Source organism: Pontibacter akesuensis, from assembly GCF_001611675.1.
GTDB lineage: Bacteria > Bacteroidota > Bacteroidia > Cytophagales > Hymenobacteraceae > Pontibacter > Pontibacter akesuensis.
On record NZ_CP014766.1, the window covers coordinates 2,327,877 to 2,348,535 of the forward strand.

At 45.3% G+C, this 20,659-nt stretch carries 17 protein-coding genes and 2 tRNA genes; 11 read left to right on the forward strand and 8 right to left on the reverse strand.

Translation table 11 applies throughout. The features are described 5' to 3' along the window. Positions 1 to 58 precede the first annotated feature (58 nt). Positions 59 to 1,153, forward strand: a complete 1,095-nt coding sequence (locus A0W33_RS09845; protein WP_068837986.1) for an efflux RND transporter periplasmic adaptor subunit — start codon at positions 59 to 61, stop codon at positions 1,151 to 1,153. Positions 1,154 to 1,277: 124 nt separating this feature from the next. Then, positions 1,278 to 1,763 carry a GNAT family N-acetyltransferase gene (locus A0W33_RS09850; RefSeq protein ID WP_068837987.1) on the forward strand — a complete coding sequence of 162 codons (486 nt, stop codon included), beginning with the start codon at positions 1,278 to 1,280 and terminating at the stop codon, positions 1,761 to 1,763. 329 nt (positions 1,764 to 2,092) lie between these two features. Here the strand turns inward: A0W33_RS09850 and A0W33_RS09855 are convergent, their stop codons facing one another. Both A0W33_RS09855 and A0W33_RS09860 read right to left on the reverse strand, forming a co-directional pair. Beyond that, positions 2,093 to 4,600, reverse strand: a complete 2,508-nt coding sequence (locus A0W33_RS09855) for a TonB-dependent receptor domain-containing protein (RefSeq protein ID WP_068837988.1) — start codon at positions 4,598 to 4,600, stop codon at positions 2,093 to 2,095. Positions 4,601 to 4,869: 269 nt separating this feature from the next. Further along, the gene (locus A0W33_RS09860) at positions 4,870 to 5,409 is read right to left on the reverse strand and encodes an RNA methyltransferase (protein ID WP_068837989.1); all 540 of its coding nucleotides are present in this window, start codon (positions 5,407 to 5,409) and stop codon (positions 4,870 to 4,872) included. A gap of 292 nt (positions 5,410 to 5,701) precedes the next feature. On the opposite strand from A0W33_RS09860, the gene mutS reads away from it, so the two are divergent. From mutS to A0W33_RS09885, 5 genes are all read left to right on the forward strand, one after another. Then, the gene (mutS, locus tag A0W33_RS09865; protein WP_068837990.1) at positions 5,702 to 8,335 is read left to right on the forward strand and encodes a DNA mismatch repair protein MutS; all 2,634 of its coding nucleotides are present in this window, start codon (positions 5,702 to 5,704) and stop codon (positions 8,333 to 8,335) included. Positions 8,336 to 8,618: 283 nt separating this feature from the next. Continuing rightward, positions 8,619 to 8,691, forward strand: a tRNA-Gly gene (locus A0W33_RS09870). Between the two features lie 78 nt (positions 8,692 to 8,769). Further along, positions 8,770 to 8,853: transfer RNA gene (locus A0W33_RS09875), tRNA-Leu, on the forward strand. A 400-nt stretch (positions 8,854 to 9,253) separates the two neighbouring features. Then, a complete protein-coding gene (locus A0W33_RS09880; protein WP_068837991.1) occupies positions 9,254 to 10,534 on the forward strand; it encodes an AAA family ATPase in 1,281 nt (426 codons plus the stop codon). Further along, the gene (locus A0W33_RS09885) at positions 10,524 to 11,138 is read left to right on the forward strand and encodes an RloB family protein (protein WP_068837992.1); all 615 of its coding nucleotides are present in this window, start codon (positions 10,524 to 10,526) and stop codon (positions 11,136 to 11,138) included. The genes A0W33_RS09880 and A0W33_RS09885 overlap by 11 nt, the downstream gene beginning before the upstream one ends. A gap of 791 nt (positions 11,139 to 11,929) precedes the next feature. Here A0W33_RS09885 and A0W33_RS09895 read toward each other — a convergent pair. Continuing rightward, complete coding sequence (locus A0W33_RS09895) at positions 11,930 to 12,649, reverse strand: hypothetical protein (protein WP_068837994.1); 720 nt, start codon at positions 12,647 to 12,649, stop codon at positions 11,930 to 11,932. Positions 12,650 to 12,828: 179 nt separating this feature from the next. Here A0W33_RS09895 and A0W33_RS09900 point away from each other — a divergent pair, with 179 nt between their 5' ends. The 4 genes from A0W33_RS09900 (at position 12,829) to A0W33_RS09915 (ending at position 16,817) form a co-directional block, all read left to right on the forward strand. Then, a complete protein-coding gene (locus tag A0W33_RS09900; protein ID WP_068837995.1) occupies positions 12,829 to 13,680 on the forward strand; it encodes a DNA/RNA non-specific endonuclease in 852 nt (283 codons plus the stop codon). A gap of 114 nt (positions 13,681 to 13,794) precedes the next feature. Beyond that, complete coding sequence (locus A0W33_RS09905) at positions 13,795 to 14,454, forward strand: SOS response-associated peptidase (RefSeq protein ID WP_068837996.1); 660 nt, start codon at positions 13,795 to 13,797, stop codon at positions 14,452 to 14,454. A gap of 416 nt (positions 14,455 to 14,870) precedes the next feature. Beyond that, on the forward strand, positions 14,871 to 15,602 hold the full coding sequence (locus tag A0W33_RS09910) for a hypothetical protein (RefSeq protein ID WP_139237182.1): 732 nt from the start codon (positions 14,871 to 14,873) through the stop codon (positions 15,600 to 15,602). A 201-nt stretch (positions 15,603 to 15,803) separates the two neighbouring features. Next, positions 15,804 to 16,817 (forward strand): hypothetical protein, encoded by a 1,014-nt coding sequence (locus A0W33_RS09915; RefSeq protein ID WP_068837998.1) that lies wholly within the window; start codon positions 15,804 to 15,806, stop codon positions 16,815 to 16,817. 96 nt (positions 16,818 to 16,913) lie between these two features. On the opposite strand, the gene A0W33_RS09920 is transcribed toward A0W33_RS09915, so the two are convergent. The 5 genes from A0W33_RS09920 to A0W33_RS09940 all read right to left on the reverse strand — a co-directional run bounded on the left by A0W33_RS09920 (position 16,914) and on the right by A0W33_RS09940 (position 20,657). Then, positions 16,914 to 17,471 (reverse strand): hypothetical protein, encoded by a 558-nt coding sequence (locus tag A0W33_RS09920; protein ID WP_068837999.1) that lies wholly within the window; start codon positions 17,469 to 17,471, stop codon positions 16,914 to 16,916. Positions 17,472 to 17,802: 331 nt separating this feature from the next. Continuing rightward, complete coding sequence (locus A0W33_RS09925) at positions 17,803 to 18,732, reverse strand: phage/plasmid replication domain-containing protein (protein WP_068838000.1); 930 nt, start codon at positions 18,730 to 18,732, stop codon at positions 17,803 to 17,805. 35 nt (positions 18,733 to 18,767) lie between these two features. Further along, on the reverse strand, positions 18,768 to 19,301 hold the full coding sequence (locus A0W33_RS09930) for a hypothetical protein (RefSeq protein ID WP_068838001.1): 534 nt from the start codon (positions 19,299 to 19,301) through the stop codon (positions 18,768 to 18,770). Further along, on the reverse strand, positions 19,295 to 19,600 hold the full coding sequence (locus A0W33_RS09935) for a helix-turn-helix domain-containing protein (RefSeq protein ID WP_068838002.1): 306 nt from the start codon (positions 19,598 to 19,600) through the stop codon (positions 19,295 to 19,297). The genes A0W33_RS09930 and A0W33_RS09935 overlap by 7 nt, the downstream gene beginning before the upstream one ends. 139 nt (positions 19,601 to 19,739) lie before the next feature. Beyond that, complete coding sequence (locus A0W33_RS09940; RefSeq protein ID WP_068838003.1) at positions 19,740 to 20,657, reverse strand: hypothetical protein; 918 nt, start codon at positions 20,655 to 20,657, stop codon at positions 19,740 to 19,742. Positions 20,658 to 20,659: the final 2 nt, after the last annotated feature.

The window sequence follows — 20,659 nt, forward strand, 5'->3', positions numbered from 1 at the left end:
AAAGTGAGAGGCATCAGAACTGATAAATGATAATTGTTAATTGATAAATGATTACCCTATGAAAAAGGTATTATTAGGCTTATTCGTGATCGTTTTTATTGGCCTGTCCGGCTGGTTGGGGTATTACTTTTACAACAAAGCGAATACAGATCCGGTGGTGTACAAAACAGAGTCGCCTTTTGAGACGGAGATCGTGAAGAAAACGGTGGCCACAGGTTCGATTGTGCCGCGCAAGGAGGTGCAGGTGAAATCACAGGTGTCGGGTATTGTGGAGGAACTGTACGTGGAGGCGGGGCAGGTAGTGAAGAAAGGGCAGCTGCTGGCCAAAATACGCATTGTGCCGAACATGGTGAGCGTGAACAATGCCGAAACGCAGCTGCAAACGGCCAAATTAAATTTTGATGAAGCCAAGCGCGAACTGGCCCGCTATCAGGAGCTGTACGCACAGAAAGTAGTGCCTGAGCAGGAGTTTCGCAAGTATAAAGCTGACTACGACATGAAGCGCGAGAACCTGTCGGCGGCAGAAAGCAACCTGCAGCTGGTTCGGGAGGGCTCGTCGCGCAAAAAGGGCCAGTCATCAAACCTGGTTTACTCTACCATTGATGGCATGCTGCTGGATGTGCCGATTAAGGAAGGAACGTCCATCATAGAGCGCAATAACTTCAACGAAGGAACCACCATCGCCTCTGTAGCCGACATGCGCAGCCTGATATTTGAAGGCAAAATAGATGAATCAGAAGTGGGTAAACTGAAGGAGAACATGGACCTGCTGCTCACGATCGGCGCTATCGAGGGGCGTGTGTTCGATGCCAAGCTGGAGTACATCGCGCCGAAGGGTGTGGATGAGGAGGGCACCATCAAGTTTCCGATACGGGCGAAGGTACTGCTCGATGAAAAAGACTTTATTCGCGCCGGCTACAGCGCCAACGCAGACATTGTGCTGGACAAGCGCGAAAAAACGCTGGCTATAAAAGAGAGCATGCTGAAGTTCGAGGAAGAGCGGCCGTACGTGGAGGTGGAAACAGCGCCGCAGCGTTTCGAAAAGCGCATGATCAAAACCGGTTTGTCTGATGGCATTAACATCGAAGTGTTGTCGGGCTTGCAGAAGAAGGACAAGATAAAAGTAATGGAGGCGGGAATCGCGCAGTTGTAAGTACTAGCATTGTGTTTGTGTTTAGTTAAAAAGCGGGTGTGGTTACCCGCTTTTTTTGTGCCCTCTAAGTATAGATTACCGCTGCAGGCTCTACCTTTGCATTCGTTATACTTACAGCGCATTTATGGCACAGCACTACAACACGCCCTCGGCTATACAAATCGTAGATTTCAACCTCTTCTACGCTCAGGCTTTCTACGACCTCAACCACGAGTGGATCTCTAAATACTTTGTGATGGAGGAAGCCGACACCAAATCATTGACTGACCCACAAGGATACATCATCAGCAAAGGCGGCCATATCCTGATGGCGCTTTTCAATGGGGAGCCGGTAGGCACCTGTGCGCTACTGAATGACGGAGAAGGTGTCTTTGAACTAGCTAAAATGGCGGTAGCACCCAAAATGCAGGGCATGAAGATCGGGAGAATGTTGGGTGATGCTGCCATCGAACGGGCACGTCTGGCGGGTGCAAACAAAGTATACCTGGTATCCAACCGCCGCCTGCAGACTGCTTTGAATCTGTATGAGCGCCTGGGTTTTGTGGAGGTGCCGATGCCGCCGAGCATTTATGAGCGGGCCGATATTATGATGGAGCTGGAGTTGAAGTAGGGGAAAGTATAGGCTGGGCTGGGGAGATGTACTCTGTTGCTTTTCCTCGCTACGTGTCATTCTCTCTTACTCCCTGTCTGGCGCAAGCGTCCGCTTGTGCCGTTGACAGCACCTGCTATACTTTCTAAGCCACCCTCTTTCGTTGCTTCAACCAAGCTATCTTTTCTAGCCGCAGTTCATCCTACAGCCCCCAACTACCAAACGTTTCACCTTATACTTTGGAGCGCTTACGGTTGGGGTGAGGTAAAAGTCCCCCTTTGAAGGGGGTAGGGGGATGTTGCACTTCTGCTGAACATTGGCTTCTCCGAACGCAACCTCAACCACCCCTCTTAAAACTCCCCCTCGTCCCCATCACCGCCTTCTTCTCTGTCACCCTGGTCTCCGCGTCGGTTGCGGTTGTTGTCGTCGCTGTTGATGCGGTAGGTGAAGCCGAGGTAAATGATGCGACTTTGGCGGCGGTTCTCACTTTCTGTCCGGAAGCCCGGGCCATAGCTCAGGAAGTTAAACTGGCGGGTGTTGAAGATGTCCGACACGCGCAGCGAAACGGTGCCGTTGCCTTTCAGCACTTCCTTCTTCACGCCCAGGTTCGAGGTAAACATTTGCTCCATACGGCCCTGAATGTCGGCGGAAGGGGCGCGGTAGTAACCGGACAGTTGTATTTCAAGGTCCTTCCACACCGTCATGTTTGAGTTCAGCCTGGCATTCCAGCTAAGCTGGCTGTTGCTAAGTTCGGTGTCTCCCTGGGTGGTGCTTAACTGTGTTCTAAAGCCGGACACGCTGCCGTTCAGGCGCCACCAGTTGTTTACCGGGTAATTGATGCCAAACTCCACGCCGTAGGAAGTGTTGCTGGAGAGGTTCAGGAAGGTGGTCTCTGTGCCGGGAAGGGTGTCGCCGTTGATGACAACGTTGATGGGAGTTCTGAAGCGCTCTATCTCGTCGGTAGTGTGGCGGTAAAATATACTGGAGTTGAAAGAGGCGCTGCCCCAGTACCTCAGGTAGCCAAGCTCCAGCGAGTTCACAAACTCCGGTTTCAGGTTCGGGTTACCGTAGTCGATGTTGAACCTATCCGACCTGTCCACAAACGGGTTCAGGAAGCGGCTGCGGGGCCTGTTAATGCGGCGGCTGTAGCTGAACTGCACCTTGTTATTCTCGTCGAAATCGTTCGTGATGAAAAACGTCGGGAACAGGCTGAAGTAGTTGTTGTCCACCGGGTCTTGTGAGATTTGGTCAGGCGTTGTGTTGAGTTGCTCTGTGCGCTGGTCTGCTGTAGTATAGGTTTGCTCCGCGCGCAGGCCAAACTGGTAGCTGATGGTTTTAAACTTGTTGCTGTAGTTGGCATACACGGCATGTACCAGCTCATCGTATATGAAGTGGTTGCTTTGGTTTACATCATACTCCAGCAGGCCGGTGCTGTTGTTTCGGTTAAAGAAGCGCGAGTCCTCATCCAGCCGCTCAAAGGTGCTGCGGAAACCGGCTTCAAGGTTGCTGTTCTCAGACAGGGGGTGCACGTAATCCGCCTTGGCCACAAACTCAAAGTTGCCATCGTCTACCAGTGTCTGCTGCACCTCGGGCGCTTCCTCCAGGTTTTCCTCCCTAAAGTTGCTTACCTCCTCGTCCACGTTAGTGTTGAACACCAGGTCAGCCGTCAGTTCCTGCCCCTGCTTGTCGAAGGTTTGGCGGTAGCCCAGGGTGATGTCCATGGCCTGCTCGTCCTCCACTTCGTCGGTGTTGCGCAGGCGCGTGCCCGTCTCCAAACGGTTCTCATCCAGAAAGCGGTAGTAGATGTTGTTTGTTCCTTCATCCTTGCCAAAACGGTACAGCGCAGAGGCGGACAAGGTATGCTTGGGCGTGAGGTAGTAATCGGCACCCAACCTAAAGTTGTGGGAGATATCGGTGCTGTTGCGGTCGCCCCGCTGAATACGGTAGCTGGTGCTGTCAAGTAGCTCAGACTCGTCGTAGTAATAGTTCTCGGTAAAGCTGTTGCTTTCGCCCGGCCGCGTACGCTGCCTAAAATCGTAGCCCCCGTTCAGCGACCACTTATCATAGCGGTAGTTCAGGTTCAGGGAGGTGTTGTAGTTATCGTAAGTGCCGGCCGTAACCGAGGCAGAACCGTAGAAGCCCGGCTTCTTCTCCTTTTTGAGCACCAGATTGATGATGCCGGAAGTACCCTCCGGGTTATACTTGGAGGAAGGGTTGGTGATCAGTTCGATGCTCTCAATCAGGTTCGCCGGGATCTGGTCCATGGTGAGGTTCGAGAGGGCGGAGCGCTTGCCATCGATGAGGATGGTGACGTTGGAACTGCCGCGCATACTCACGTTGCCGTCAATATCCACCGTTACCGAGGGTAGGTTCTCCATCACCTCGGCCACCGAACCGCTCTGAGCGTTGATGTCCTGGGCTACATTCACCACTCGTTTGTCGAGCTCAAACTCCACCAACTGCTGCTCGGTCACAATCTCTACCTCGCTTAGTTTGGTGGCCGCTGCCTTTAGGGCAATGGTGCCCAGCGCGGCTGTGGGGTTATCGGCCGAAACGGTAATGTTCGGAACAAACTTGGTGGGGTAGCCCACGCGGGAGGCGCGAAGTATAAACTGGCCGAAAGGCACGCGCTCAAGTATAAAAAGGCCTTCTATGTCGGTGGTAGCGCCGGTTATCAGGCTGGAGTCGCGGGCGGAGAGCAGCACCACGTTCGCAAAGCCAACCGGGGTTTTTGATTCGCCCTCTACCAAGGTGCCCGATACTTTGCCACTGCCGCCTGTTTGCTGTGCCTGCAGCAGGAGCGGGGAGAAGAGGGCAATGAGGAAATAGAACAAAGAACGGTAAGTATGTATTTTCATAGTTGGTGCAATGCAAATAGAACAAAAAAGGACAGCCGTCGCACGACTCCTGTTTACCAGGGATATGCCCGTGATATGACAGGGTAGCCTTGGCTTCCTATATAATCAGACCTGAAAGCAGCAGAAGGGTTTAAAACTGCAGGATGTTTTTTTGTAAGCGACTGACTATTAAGTATAGTCCCAACAGGAAGTGGCCTTTCTTGTTTTGGCGCGACTGAAAAGGGCACGGCGTTTTAGCGCATGCCAGCCATAGTATAGTTTACGTCAGTTTATACTTCCTGTGTTAGTGTTTTGCTCAGGAAGTCCCACACCACCACCCCGGTTGCCACCGAGATGTTGAGCGAGTGCTTTGTGCCGAATTGCGGAATCTCCAGTATAAAGTCAGACAAGTTGATTACTTCCTGCTCTACCCCAAATACCTCGTTGCCCAGCACCAGCGCGTACTTCTGGTTTGGCTGCGGCTGAAACTGGTTCAGCATGATGCTGCTCTCGGCCTGCTCCACTGATCCTACCTTGTACCCCTGCGCCTGCAGTTGCTTCACCAATGCCAGCGTGTCCGGCACATGCTCCCACTCCACTGACTCAGTCGCACCGAGGGCCGTTTTCTCGATGTCGCGATGCGGGGGCTTACCTGTAATGCCGCAGAGGTATACTTTCTCGGCCATAAAGGCATCAGCCGTGCGGAAAACAGAGCCTACATTATTCAGGCTGCGCACGTTGTCTAGCACCAAGACTAACGGTATTTTTTTCTTATTTTTGAATTCTTCAACCGAGTCGCGGTTGAGGTCGTCCATCGAGAGTTTTCGCATTGGTAGAGATATAAGACACAGGACGTAAGACACAAGATTTGCGGACGCCCTTGTAACTGCAAAGGTCAGGCGTTTTAGGCAAAAGTCAAACTTTAGGCACAATGGCGTAGGAATGACTTGTAGCATGGCTGTTTTGAGTTGCTTAATTCAGGGCTTATACTTGAGGGGCCGGTTTAAAGCTTTACGTTCTCTAAAGCTAACAAAGTATAAATTTCTCTCCTCGGAGGGGCAGGGGTGGGTTTGCTTCCATTCCTAATTCATAATTCAGCATTCATCATTAGTGAAGTATAGTATGAAAGGAGAAGGCAAAGAAACAGTAACCCCGCTGATGAAGCAGTACAACGCCATTAAGGCGAAGCATCCGGGGGCGTTGCTGTTGTTCAGGGTAGGGGATTTTTACGAAACCTTCGGCGAAGATGCCGTGAAGGCCAGCAAACTGTTGGACATTGTGCTGACAAAGCGTGGCGCCGGTTCCCCTTCTGAAATCGCCCTTGCCGGTTTTCCGCACCACTCCCTGGATACCTATTTGCCCAAACTGGTGCGTGCCGGGGAGCGCGTGGCTATCTGCGATCAGCTGGAAGACCCTAAATCGGTAAAAGGCATCGTGAAGCGCGGCGTGACGGAGCTTGTAACACCGGGCGTTTCTTTTAACGACCAGGTGCTGGAGCGGCGCAGCAACAACTATTTGGCTGCGGTGCAGTTCGGCAAAACCGAAGTAGGCATCTCTTTCCTAGATATCTCCACTGGCGAGTTTATCACCGCCCAGGGCGATAAAAATTACATTGGCAAACTGCTGCAGAGCCTGGCGCCGGCGGAGGTGCTGTTCTGCAAGCGCGAGAAAGAACGCTTCATGGAGCTGTATGGCCCCGACTTTCGGTACTATGCGCTGGAAGAGTGGGTGTTCAGCCACGACTTCGCCTATGAGTCGCTGACGCGGCAGTTTGGCACGGCCACATTGAAAGGCTTTGGCATTGAAGGCATGGCCGAGGGCATTATTTCGGCTGGCGCTATACTTCACTACCTCTCTGAGACGCAGCACAACGAGATCAGCCACGTTGCCACCATCTCCCGCCTGGAGGAGGACAAGTATGTGTGGCTCGATCGGTTTACGGTGCGCAACCTGGAACTGCTGTACCCGCAGCACCCCGAGGGCGTGCCGCTGATTGAGGTGCTGGACCAGACCATAACCCCCATGGGTGCGCGTCTGCTTAAGAAGTGGGTGGTGCTGCCGCTGAAGGATGTGGTCCAGATTCGCCGCCGCCTGGACACGGTAGAGGCCCTGATGCAGCACGATGAGCTGCTGGACGAGCTCTACAAGCACCTGAAGCAAATCAACGACCTGGAGCGCCTGATTTCGAAAGTGGCGGTGCGCCGCGTGAATCCCCGGGAATTGGTGCAACTGGCAAAGGCGCTGGAGGCCATACTTCCCATCAAGAAAATACTCGCAGCAAGTGGCATACCAGCCCTGCAGAAGCTGGCCGATCAGCTGGCGCCGTGCGATGGGTTGCGGGAGGAGATTCGCAATACACTAAAGGCAGAGCCGCCCATGCTCACGAACCAGGGTAACATGGTGAACGATGGCGTGCACGAAGAGCTCGATGAGCTGCGTGCCATCTCGTTTTCGGGCAAGGACTACCTGGCGCAGGTGCAACAGCGGGAAGTGAAGAACACGGGCATCAGCTCCCTTAAGATTGCCTACAACAAAGTATTTGGCTATTACCTGGAGGTGAGCAACGCGCACAAAGACAAAGTGCCAGCCTCCTGGATCCGCAAGCAGACGCTGGTGAACGCCGAGCGCTACATCACTGAGGAGCTGAAGACCTATGAGGAGAAAATCCTCAATGCCGAGGAGCGCATTTACGCTATTGAGTTTGGCCTGTTCAATGAGCTGGTGCTGCATGCGCTGGATTATGTGGCGCAGATACAGCAGAACGCCAAAGTAATCGGTGTGATCGACTGCCTGAGCTCCTTCGCCAACATCGCGCAAAGCAGCAATTACGTGAAGCCGGAGGTAAGCGATTCGCTTATACTTGATATCACCAAAGGCCGCCACCCGGTTATCGAGAAGCAGCTGCCGCTGGGAGAGGTGTACGTGCCGAACGATATTTTCCTGGACAAAGAGGAGCAGCAGATCGTGATTATTACCGGTCCGAACATGGCTGGTAAGAGCGCACTGCTGCGCCAGACGGCCCTCATCGTGCTGATGGCGCAGATCGGGTCGTTTGTGCCTGCGGAGGCCGCCAAAATTGGTGTTATCGATAAAATATTCACCCGCGTGGGCGCCTCTGATAACTTATCGAAAGGCGAGTCTACGTTTATGGTGGAGATGACCGAGACAGCCAGCATCCTGAACAACCTCTCGGACCGCAGCCTGATTCTGATGGATGAGATTGGCCGGGGCACGAGCACGTACGATGGAATTTCGATTGCCTGGGCTATTGTGGAGCACCTGCACAACCACCCGCAGTTCCGGGGCAAAACCCTTTTCGCCACCCACTACCACGAACTGAACCAATTGGCAGAAGACCTGCCGCGCGTGAAGAACTACAATGTGTCGGTGAAGGAGGCTGGCGGAAAGATCCTGTTTATGCGCAAATTGGTGGCAGGAGGCAGCGAGCACAGCTTCGGTATACATGTGGCGCAGATGGCAGGTATGCCGAACAATGTCGTGCTTCGCGCCAACGAGATCATGCACCACCTCGAAAAGGAAAAGGTAACGGACGAGGCGCCACAACAGAAGCTGAAGCACGCACCGAAGAGCAACTACCAGCTCAGCATGTTCGAGCTGAACGATCCGCAGCTGGCGCGTGTAAAAGAGCTGATGGAGCAACTGGACATTAACACTATCACGCCAGTGGAAGCCTTACTCAAACTTAACGAGCTGAAACTGCTGCTGCAGGACAAGAAGCGGGAGGCGGTGCGGTAACAGGTTTAAGCTGTATTTATACTTGGTGTACCCTGTGCATATGCTGTACTTATAGGTATGGCAGGGTTTTATGTACTGATATTTAGGCTACAACTATGGGGTGCAGTACTTGTGCTGCAACAGGCAATGCATGGTACTTATCTCACTACTGAAAAATTTCTCACTGATTATCAGTAGAAAAAGGGACAAGAGGAGAAAAAAAGTAGCCCAGCTATTGACAAGTGAGATTTTGTCTCTATCTTTGCATCACTAAATCACTACGGCGGTTTGGTAAAATCAAAAAGCGGGAGTAGCTCAGTTGGTAGAGCGCGACCTTGCCAAGGTCGAGGCCGCGGGTTCGAATCCCGTCTCCCGCTCTGCTAAAGGAAACAAAGACGTTGTGCTGAACAACGTCTTTGTTTTTTAAGCGAATCTCTTCGGGAATAGCCCGAGTTGCCGGGATGGTGGAACTGGTAGACACGCAAGACTTAAAATCTTGTGAGCGCAAGCTCGTGCGGGTTCGATTCCCGCTCCTGGTACTATTTTAATATTATAAAAGGCTGTAAGTGAATAACTTACAGCCTTTTTTTGTTTATTGAGCAACAAGCTAGCAACAAATTTTCTTAATAATTGAGATTGATACCTCATACCTATTTATTAGGATTTACTGATCTAATTCTATAATCAACTGTCAATGCTATCAACGCTGAAGTAGTAGCTAAATTAATTTCCTGCTAAGACTCAAAAAGCTAGTGCACATATTTTTGTGCCGCTAGATTAGAAGTGTACAGAAAGGCTAAGTAAGTTGTTATAGTAGTAGAAAAATCAAAACAAAATCAGACATATTAAAACTTTCTGCGTTAACATTTGTTTGGAATTCAATCTGTTTTTGTTATTTTTATACAAATTGTCTCTATATTTGCCATCAAACAATAGAAAATGTTACTAAGATTTGCAATTGAGAACTTCCGCTCTATCAAAGATAGAGTAGAGTTTAGTATGGAGCCAACCACTCTTAAGGAGCATCCTTCTAATATATATACAATTGGCAAGAACAAGGCGCTAAGGTCAGCAGTTATATATGGCCCCAATGCTTCAGGAAAGAGTAATTTAATAAGAGCTTTCCGTGCCATAATCTATTTGGTTGAAAAAAGTGCAGAGTTTTCACCAGGAAAAGAAATACTGCCTTATGAACCGCATAGACTAGACAAGAAGTCCGCCTCCTCTCCTGTATATTTTGAACTTGAGTTTATAGCAGATAATAAAAAAAAGTACCTTTTTATTGTCTCCTTCTCAAGAGATGAAATATTAAGAGAAGAAGCATATACTTTTCAAAAGGGGCAAAAGGCATTAATTTATTCTAGAAAAAATAAGGGAGTAACATACGGGGACTATTATAAGGGGGAAAGAAAGTCATTAGAAAAGAAACTGCTTCCTAATCAGTTATTGATATCTAAAGCAGTTCTTGATAATAACGAGTTACTTACCCCTATTTATCATTTCTTTAAATATGAAATGATGGTAATCTCGTGGCTGTATGATTATCAGCAGAACAGGGTACAACAGTTGTTTGCAAAGCGCCTGGCTAATGAAGAAGATTTAAATTTCAATAAGAGGTTCAATACATTAATTTGTGCATTGGATACAGGTATAGTGGAAGTCAAATCTCATGAAGAACCATGGGATGCTGTTAGCTTTCCAGACAATGTCCCTACTGAGGTTCAAGACAAGTTAAAGAATGATTATAAATACAATATCAAAGCAAGTCATAAAGTCTTTGATAATGGTGTTGATAATGGAACCGTTCCTTTCGATAAGGAAGATGAGTCACAAGGAACGAGGAATTTGTTCTCTATCGCTGGTCTTATTTTAGATGCTCTAGAGTTTGGTTCTACTTTAGTTGTTGATGAGTTTGACAACAATCTGCACCCCCACATCACAAAGGTTTTGGTGCAGCTTTTTCACAACCCCAAGATAAATACTAATAATGCTCAACTGATATTTGCTACTCATGATACCAGTCAGCTTGATAATAGTTTGTTTAGAAGAGACCAGATTTGGTTTACTGAAAAGAATGAGTTTGGTGCTACATCTATGTATTGCTTATCAGATATTCAAGGTGTTAGAAATACAGTGCCTTACGACAAGTGGTATAACAGTGGTAAATTAGGAGCTACTCCTGTCATCAATGAATTAGAATTGCTGTTCAATGAGGAGTAGAGGAAAATTTCAGCAAAAGAAGGTCAATTCTCGTGTATTAATCTTGTGTGAAGGAGAAACAGAAGAATTATATTTTTTAGAAATAAAGAATTCTTTATCAAGAGACACGCAGAAAGGTTTACAAATCAACATAAGTAGGTCAAAAAATAGAGACCCTCTAAACATAGTAAAAGAGGCAATAATAAAGAAAAAGGCTGCAAAGAATGAAGGAGCTCCATATTCAACAGTATGGGTTGTCTTCGATCATGATAATTTCCCTAAAAGAAAAGAAGCTTTTGCTAAAGCTATCTCCAATGATATTAAGCTTGCTTATTCTAGTATCAGCATAGAAGTTTGGTTTATTTTTCACTATGAATATAGGGTTCGCTCATTTACCAATGGTGTTGAAGTAAAGAAGTATTTCAAAGATAATTACATGCCTAATTATCGTCCAGGCACTTCTCGTGTTTATGAGCAAATTCAAAGTCTAACTAAAACAGCAATAGATAATGCTGTAAAAATAAGGGATCATCATATAGATGATGTTTTGTCAGGAAAGCACATTAGTGACTTAAATCCTTATATAACCATTGATGAACTTGTAGAGTATTTGAAAGGACTTTAAAACAAGCTAGCTGTGACCAATAAAGCACCACGTTTGAAGTGTCTGGTGCTTTATTTTTAGTATATTAATTTGAATTTGCTCTTATATAACTTTAGGCAACTAATAGCAGCCTTTTTCTATATAATTCATCCGCTTACTCTCTTCAATCTTCTGCATCAGGCTATTGTACCGTTTAGTAGGCTTGCCTGCATAGGTTCTTTTGAAGTGCTTACTGTAGAGATGCTCATACAGTTTGTCAGAGTTAAATACTTTCTCATAGTACCTGAAGAGCCTCCTGTTCATTTAAGCGTAGTCTGGCTTCCATACATGCACACAGAGTAGGCCAAACGGTGCAGGAACTCACGCGCGCGGGATTCCTTAACAAATCTTAACATTTAGCCCTTATTATATACTGCTAAAGTATAGTCTTTTTCCAAAGTTTAACCACTGTTACCCCTGCTTAAGTCAGGCGGTATAGGCTCTGATTTAGCCGCTCTTTAAGGGTAGCCTTTACTATGCAAATTGTCAGGAACTATATATACCCCCAAAACTCTAGTTTTCTCTAGTAGTTCCTGCTATCACATCAACAGCAAATCTATTTAAGTATTAGACGGTCCTTCACTGTCTTTGATCTTTTGCATTAGCCTTAGGAAGGGTTTGGTAGGCTTACTCGCATAAGGTCTTCTAAGGTGCCTGCTATAGGCCTGATCATACATCTTCTCAGAGGTTAATACTATCTCAATAAAATTAAGCGGCTCTATATGTAGAAATTATCATGTTGACTAAGGCAGAGTAAAATTTTTGTCTACACCTTAGTTTAGATAAGCTTCCTTGATAAGGTCCAGAAATTTTTGCTTACCTGTTCGATCCCCATAGCTGCGTGATTTCTTGTACCACCATTGCCTTCCAGCATGTGGGACAGAATCAATTTTTATGTTTTTCAATATACTCTCATTTCGAGTGGAGTACATTTGCATAAATGATTTGTAGGCTTTTCTACTAACAAAGATTATTACTTTAGGATTAGTCAGTGCTGTAACTCTTAATAGAGTTTCATAGGCTACTTTATCATCTATCAGGTCAGGCTGTATTGAGCGATTTTCATGTTTCTCTCCTTTGATGTATGCAGGCTTTTGATAATAGTTGTAAAAGCTAAAGTTGCTAAACACCTCTTGATTGATACTTACTTCTGGAAGTTCAAGAAGCGCTGTTTTTAAGTTAAAATATATAGAAAGAGGTTTCTCATGTGTTCCATTCTCAGCTATAAAAACATTGTTTCTAGTATAGATATATTTTCTGTAAATATCTCCCAAACCAAAAGAGTTGCCTTCATACCAGTTTTGAAAATAGTCAAAGCTTGAGTAAGCCTTTAGCTTATCATATGGCAAATAATGACTTTCACCTAAAAATAAAATTCTTTTAGATGTTTCCCAGTTCTTGCCAACAAATGGTAAGAGTTCTGGGTAATTAGCTATATGAGGAATAGTGCTTTTAAAGTCTTGATCATATTGGGTTGACAGTATTGTTTCCATATTAACTTTTTTATGAATTGGAATAAATTGAAGTAGAACGGCTTATTATAAAGGCATAACCTATTTAGAGTGTTATCAAATATTCATAAAATAACTAATATATCAAATATTAGTTATTTAGTATTAGCATATACCTAGTGAGTAAGCTAATTAGTCCATCTATCGATAGTTCAGTTGCCATGCAGAATCGTTCTTTAAAATACCTCCTCATTGCTTTTCTTATTTTAACTGGTTGTAAGGACTCAGAGGTAATCCCACAGCAGTCACTTACATTAGAAGATGAGCAACTTCTGCTAGGAAATCCTAGTGCTGCCACTGCCGATATGAGCAATTTCAATAATTACCTTATGCTTAAGCCACAGTACGCGCTCTCTTACAGCCGCGACAGAGGCACACCTAACTGGGTAAGCTGGCATGTGAGTAAGGACTGGCTAGGAGCAGCAGAGAGGCAGGATGACTTTAGAGCGGACCCAAGCCTGCCAGAGGGGTGGTACCGTATAGGAAGCAGCTCCTACAGGGGCACAGGCTTTGACAGAGGGCACAATACGCCCTCAGCTGACAGAACGAACACTGATGAGAATAACTCTGCCACTTTTCTGATGACAAACATTATTCCACAGGCTCCCAACAACAACCAAGAGACATGGGCAAACCTTGAGGACTATACGCGTGAGCTGGTGCGTGAGGGGATGGAAGTGTACGTGATCATGGGCAGTTACGGTGCAGGGGGCACAGGCAGCAACGGCAATGTCAAAACCATTGACAACGGCAGAATAACTGTGCCCAACAGAATCTGGAAAGTGCTTGTGGTGCTACCAGAGGGCAACAACGATCTGGAGCGAATAAATACTAGCACACGCGTGATAGCAGTGGACACACCTAACAGTAACACTGTCAGTTCTGACTGGGGATCCTATCGCACCACTGTAGATGCCATAGAAGCCGCCACTGGCTATGACCTGCTTTCTGCTCTACCGATAGACCTGCAAAGGGGGCTAGAGAGTCAGGTTGATACAGAACCTATTCAGTAAGCAGAGGCAATCAAGTGCTATAGCAAGCTAACATTATCATAGCTCTTTCAGCTGCTTCTAAGAATCAGCTGAAAGAGCTACAACAGCAATCACTGCAAAATTTAACTTAACCCTATGTGTGGAAGATATTCTGTTATTCCTAAAGCAAAAGGCAAGTCCCATGTGGCAGACCTGCTGGGAAAGCATATGAGTGAGGCGACCTATAACGCTGCCCCCTCACAGTCTCTTCCCGTTGTTACCAACAAGCAACCGGATACAATACAGTTCTTCTCATGGGGACTGCAGCCTTTTTGGGCTAAGGACGTGAAGTCAATAAAGCGCTCCATCAACGCCAGGTCTGAGACACTGTCAGAGAAGCCTTCATTTAGAAACCTTATCAAGACAAAGAGGTGTCTTGTACCTGCTGATGGATTCTATGAATGGATGGCCACACCACAGGGCAAGGTGCCACACAGGATACTGTTAAAGAGCGGTGAACTGTTCTCCTTTGCAGGGTTGTGGGATGAGTGGCTGGATAAAGGCACTGGTGAAATTCTTTATACCTACACTATAATCACTACAGAGGCCAATGATATAGTTAAGCCGATACACGACAGAATGCCTGTGATACTCTCAGCAGAGGCCGAGGAACTGTGGCTGGATGAGAACGAAAAGCAGGAGGATTTGCTTTCCCTCCTCAAGCCTTACCCATCAGCAGAGATGACAGTTTATCCTGTTTCGCCTCTTGTTAATTCACCCCTGAATAATGTTCCAGAGGTGATTAATTCTTTATAGCATACCATAGCTCTCCCTAAAGGCTAAGAGTTCAATTTGCGTGGCTGCAGAAGCTTTCAGGTATATCAAGATCAGCCTATGTAAAACTGTTATATGATGCTCGAATAGCGTGTATATACCAATATTCATTTCCAATAATCCGATTTAAACTTCACTCCCATTATTGCTTATTGATATTAAGTTAAGGATGAAAATTGTTACTATTTTGTAATTTTTGAACTTGCTTATACCTATTAAACTCTTAAACAAGATATTATACTAAAAAAATATTGAGCTTACCTCTATAATATAAAATAAAAGCTTGAAATAATCATGTTACCTTAAGTCATAAAGATTCTTGTATTATTATTAAAATAAATATAATATTTATCAAGAAAAATAACCTGTACAATCAGTTTCACTTTAATCAAAACTGTATGAAGGCCTTACTATCATTTCTGCTTTTGTTAATCTTAGTAGTTTCAATTACAGCTTGCCTAACAATTAACATTCCTCCTGCGGCTACTACTACAACTACTACTACTACAGAAACTCCCCCCAAGCCACCTACAGATGATAGTGATACACAAACACCCCCTGGCACTCCCATAGATACTATGGTTGTTTATCATGGAAATCACCCCAAAGTAAAGCAAGCTGTATTGGAAGCGAATAAAATTTTGAATGATACTGCATTCTATAAGAATATAAGACAACTAGATGACTTTGCATTTACAGGTGAAAGTCCTAGAATCATTGCAAAAAGGATACAGGACTCAGGTCTTACTGTTAGAGTAAGGCTATATAAAGAAACTGACACAGAAACAACAGCATACTTTTCAAGCGATCATCCAAATACAATTTTTTTGAACTCTGCTAAACTTGATTATGATAGAGACATGGCTGATATCATTAACACAATTGTACATGAGACAGTCCATGCTGTTGATAGGGCACATCAGAATTTAAGGTTTGGTCATGGGGATAATGATTCAGAGGGTAAAGACAATAGCGCTCCATATTGGATTGGTGCTCTTGCAGAATGTATGTATGAAGGGTCTAGAAATGGCTGTGGGGATGCAGTGGTAAGTAAACTTATTGCACAGTATCAAAATGAGTTTAAGTTAGTTGAGTCCGCGGAAATAAATGAGTACGATATACTGGATTAGCTTTTACCTTTTAATAAGAATAAATAAAAAGGCCTAATCCATAAAAAAAGCACTTTTTCCACCACAGCTTCCAAGCACTTCAACAGCAACTCCTTCTCAAATACTAATCTGTGATAATCGGTCTTTGCTATTGCAATTATCAAAACTATCATCATATGAGTACTGAAATTAAATTTTTTAACAATTTAATTAAAAATCAACATGAACAATAAGCTCTTAGGATCAATTAGTTTTGCCTTACTTATCATTTTATTTTTTAGTAAATATTCTCATGCACAAATAATAATGCATGATAGCAGAGGCAAAGATGTTTTTGAATTTTATAAAGGAGGGTCATTACAAGCCACACTTGTGCCTACCCAAGTTTCTATGCAGCTCAATTATAATTTGGTTCTAGGATCACCTTACTACTTCTATGTTGAGGGGGACACGGCAAGAAAGACAGTTGGAGCCTCCACCTCACTCAGTTTTGTTGGAAAGGTAACAGGTGGAGGTGCAAATAAAGGTAAGCCATATGATGTAATTAATGGTCTAGTACGCCCTTCATACAGAGCGGAAATTGGTTTACAGAGAAATTTGAATACCTTCTATAATATAAAACTTATTCCTCGCGGCAATAACTTCACTCATGCTGGAGGAATGAGTGTGTACTTAGAATATCAAAATGTAAATTTCTATGACACATTGTCTCAAATAATAGATAATAAAAGACCCATTATATATGGCCTACATGGTCATATAAATTTGTTTCATACTAAATCAGGCCTTTTCGCTATATCCTTATCTGGTGATATATATAAAAGCTACAATCAGGATGCGCTGACTCCTTTTCAGGAAAGAACACAAAGCACTTACATTGATCCTAATGTGGTTTCTGTTGGTGATGTTTTTGGGAACATTGGAGCTTTTGATCGTGTGACAGCCTATCGACTAAGGGCCTCACTGCCCATATTTGTCAATGAATGGATTAGCCTCACGCCTTACACTTCTATGTATGGCTACATTGATGATGAGCCAAAAAACCTGACTGGAATGGCACTTAACCTGTTCAACGGTTCTCCAGCAGAATTAAAAGGCTCCATTGTACAGGGTTTTGGAATTGGAGTAGATTGGTTAAGAGATAATAATGAGTGGAGTTCGGCTAATGTATCCCTATATGGATCTTTAAATCTAGATTTACTAAGAAAATCACTAGTGGGCAGGCTTTATGATTAATAAATCATAGTTCTGTAAGAGCCACTATACCTACATAGTTCTAAAATGTTTATTTCAAAGATTTAAATATCCGATAAACAGCAGCTACTTTCCCCGTTAACTTATCCGCTCACTTTCCCCAATCTTCTGCATTAATTTCAAAAACCGCTTAGTAGGCTTGCCTGCATAGGTTCTCCTGAAGTGCTTGCTGTACAGCTGCTCATAAAGCTTATCAGAGTTGAACACTTTCTCATAGAACCTGAAGAGCTTCCTGTTCTTTTGGCTATAGGTCTGGCTCTCATACATGCAGCCAGGGTAGGCGGAACGGTGCAGGAACTTTGCCCCTACTGAATAGAGTATCCTGCACCGCCTGCTGGTGTGAGGGCACAAGAAATACCACACGCTGCCTTTTCCTATGTTGGCGGGTACAGTAACGAGCTGTACCCTGTAGTTTACAGGCTGCCCGTTGTGGGTGTAGTCCAGCTCTAGGTAGGGGCTCTCTGATCGGGTGTTTACAGCTATACCTATGGCGGCCGTCTTTTGGCCGTTACTGCTCCAGGTAATGGTGCCGCTGTTGAACTGTTCAGGCTTCAGGTAGCCCCATTTCTTCAAATCGGACAGAGAAACCTGCAAAACATCATCAAATAAGGTCGGGAAAGTGGGAAATTTGGCCATAAAATGAGCGTTTTTAGCTGTTTTTGATGGTTTTCTGCTGCTTTTTAAACCTAAATCCTTAGGGAATATGCCCAATAAAGTGCTTCAAATGGCATCAGGTGCAGGTGAATACCCCCCTTTACCTTTTAATTGGCAGCGGTATTTTTTCATAGGTCAGCGGTGTGGGCTTTTGAATAGTTGCAGGGATTTTAAGCCCCCTACCCCCTTACCTTTTTCTTTCTTAGTTGCACGCGGGCGCGTCTGCCTCTCCAGCGGTCGGGGCTTGGGAATGGTGCAGGGATTTGCAAGGCCCTACCCATACGCGCGGGAAACCTTAACAAAAGATAACAGCTTACCTGTAGTGCTGCTTTGCCCTGGCTACTTTCTTATTCAGCTCCTTTATCAGCTCTGGCTGATCTGCAAACGTATTGCTGCTGCATAGCTCTTTAAGCTTTCTTTTGAGATTGGAATAGTAGGCAGCGTGCTTGAACATGTGCTGCTCTTTAGATACCTCCACATGGTGCAGTACGGTGTCCAGCCCTTTCTCCTGTATGCACATGGCCAGGAGCTGCTTCAGGTAATCATCTGGGGTGTTGATCTTGCTTGTGTCCATCTTTGCTAATCCTACTTTGCTTATTGCTTCATATTCCTTGAACCATCGGTCATACATGCTGATGTAGAACTGCTCATCAGTCAGGGTGTCTGGTGTTATGAGGGCTTGATTAAACTGCTTTGGCAGGCGCTGCATATAGCACAGCTCTGCCCTTAGCAGGTGCTTGCCCCTGTACACATCGGGAATAGCCACACCGTTTTTCCTGCTTTCAGCTATCTTGTTGTAGAACTTGTAACTCCTGAGGTTATTCTGGTAGCTAAGGCTTTTGGGCTGCACCAGCCGCTGGTATTTAGCGCTAGGGCCTAAGTGCTGGTAGTACAGTTCTGGCTTGTGGTCCATTACAAGGTTGTGCCCTATGTCTACTCTTGACACGGTAGCTTTCTGTATGGGCAGGTGCAGGGTGTCTGCCATCATCTCAAAGGCCCGCCTGCTGTCTGATCTGTTCAGGGTGTGCAGGTTTGTGCCCAGGTAGAACTTTGCAAGGCTACCTGTTATGCTGACTCCATGCACCGACACGCCCACTCTTAAATTGCCTGCATTGCCTGCAATGTAAGTTTGCCCGCTTTCCTGCCTGTAAGTTTCTGATAGGTTGGTGAGGTAGTGCAGGCAGTCCTGTACAGAACCGCCTGCCTGCTCCTGGCTTAGGAATAGCTTTGTAGTATCATACATAGCATTTGATAATATCTATCAACGTGTACAGCTTACTATAAAGCACTCTCATAACTGAACAAGGGGCTAGCCTGCTCCCTTAGGTGTTGCAGCTCTTTGTCTAAGCCTCCATCTATCAGGTTCTGGTAATAGCCTGATACCAGGTTCCTGCCGTTCAGCACCACAAGCACCTCTACCAGTGTCAGATCTGCATTGGTGAGGAACAGGTAGCAGTCGTTCCTGTAGGGGAACAGCGGGTTTGGCTCTTTGCTGCTCAGTAGCCTGTTGGCGTTAGGATAGCCATAGCTGCACTCTGGATAGTCTGCATCCTCAAAGTAGATGCTGGACAGGTTCAACTTGCCGTTGCCTAAGGCCCATTCTGCCAGCCGCTTGCTGTTGGCTTTCACTATCTCCCTGGCAGGTGTCTTGTACAGGTACATTTGCCCCTTGGGATTGATAAAATCCATCAAACCTGTGTAGCCTTTGGGGTTGGCATAAGCTGTGCAGTCCAACCTGGCTTTGCTCCTGATCTTGTGCTGTAGCCTTAGGCTTTCAGGCAGGCTCTCAAATCTGTAGTAGGCCGTTAGCATGCTGCACCTCCCATTCTTTTTAGGGTGATGTAGGTAGCCGCCTGCTCCTCCAGCTCTGCCTCATTCAGGGGCTGTGTGTGGTTCCTTTGCAGCCATTGGTCTACTTCTGCCTTGTTGAAGTAGATGTGCTTTCCCTGTGGCTTAAAGTGCGGTATCTGAGCCGCAGAGGTTAGCTTGTACAGATAGCTCTTGGATAAGCCTGTATAGCTGGCTACCTCTTCAAAATTTAATACTGTCTTCTGGCTTAGAAGCAGGGTTTCTATGTTCCTAAGCCTTTGCTCTAATTGTTGTAGTTCCATTTCTCGTTTGTTGAGAGTTGAAGAAATGGAAAGGCCTTTCCTTTGTCTGTTATAACACTACAAACATAGGCAAGCAATGAAACTAAACTGTTCCATTTGTTCCAATGGAACAAAGCAGGAACTAATGGAACAGTCTATGTCATGAACTACATGAGTATTTAGGTAAATGCTGAAAATGCTCTCTATAATCTTCAGCATCATTTCTTTTTTGGGGTTGGAAATTCTTTGCCGCTAACTTTACATCAAATTGAGCATTGAAGGCAGCTGCTTTTGCGGGATTTGTAATAGCGTTTTGGCTTTTAAAATACCCTTTGCTCTCCAGCTCCATGCATAGGGCTACTAAATGTCTACCTTTTGGCTCAGTTAGCCATTGACCAGAGCTTGAAAGATGTTCTTTCAAAAGATTAAGTATTATGTCTGCCTGCTCAGTATTTTTAAACAGGTTAGGCCAAGTATAACTTACCTGCTGCTTTGCCTGCCTAGCAGCGTTTTCTGCATCTTTTAAGCTTGCTTCATATGTATCTCTTTCAGAATAATTTATTGTAGGTTCAGACTTGCTAACACTTTCCTTATACCATAACAACCAATTGTAATAGTTTGCAGCAATTATGTAGTAAATATTAGGCATGTCATCATAGCTTTCTATAACAAGGTTAAAGCTAATGCTCTTCATTAGGCTATCATTGATTTCACAATAGTCAAATTGATCTACTTGCTGCTTTGTCAGTGTGTATCGACCATCAGTACTTGATGTAGCAACGGTTTTAGCTATATCAGGATATTGTTCTTCTAGGCTGCTCAAATTTTCTGCCCATAGTTCTATGTGCAGTTCAAGCCATTTGCTCTTTAAAAATGAGCTCTTGTATCTGCTTGCAAACTCCAGTTTGAGAGTCTCAAAGGCGTTATACAATAACTTAGTATAAGCTTTGCTCTGTTCTAAAGATATTCTCCTAAAGTCCTTGCTTGATAGCTCATCGTCCCTAAGAAGCCTAAAAATATCAAGTTTGTCTAGTTCCCCATCTACCCAATCTTGATAGGTGTATTTGAATTCCTGCATAA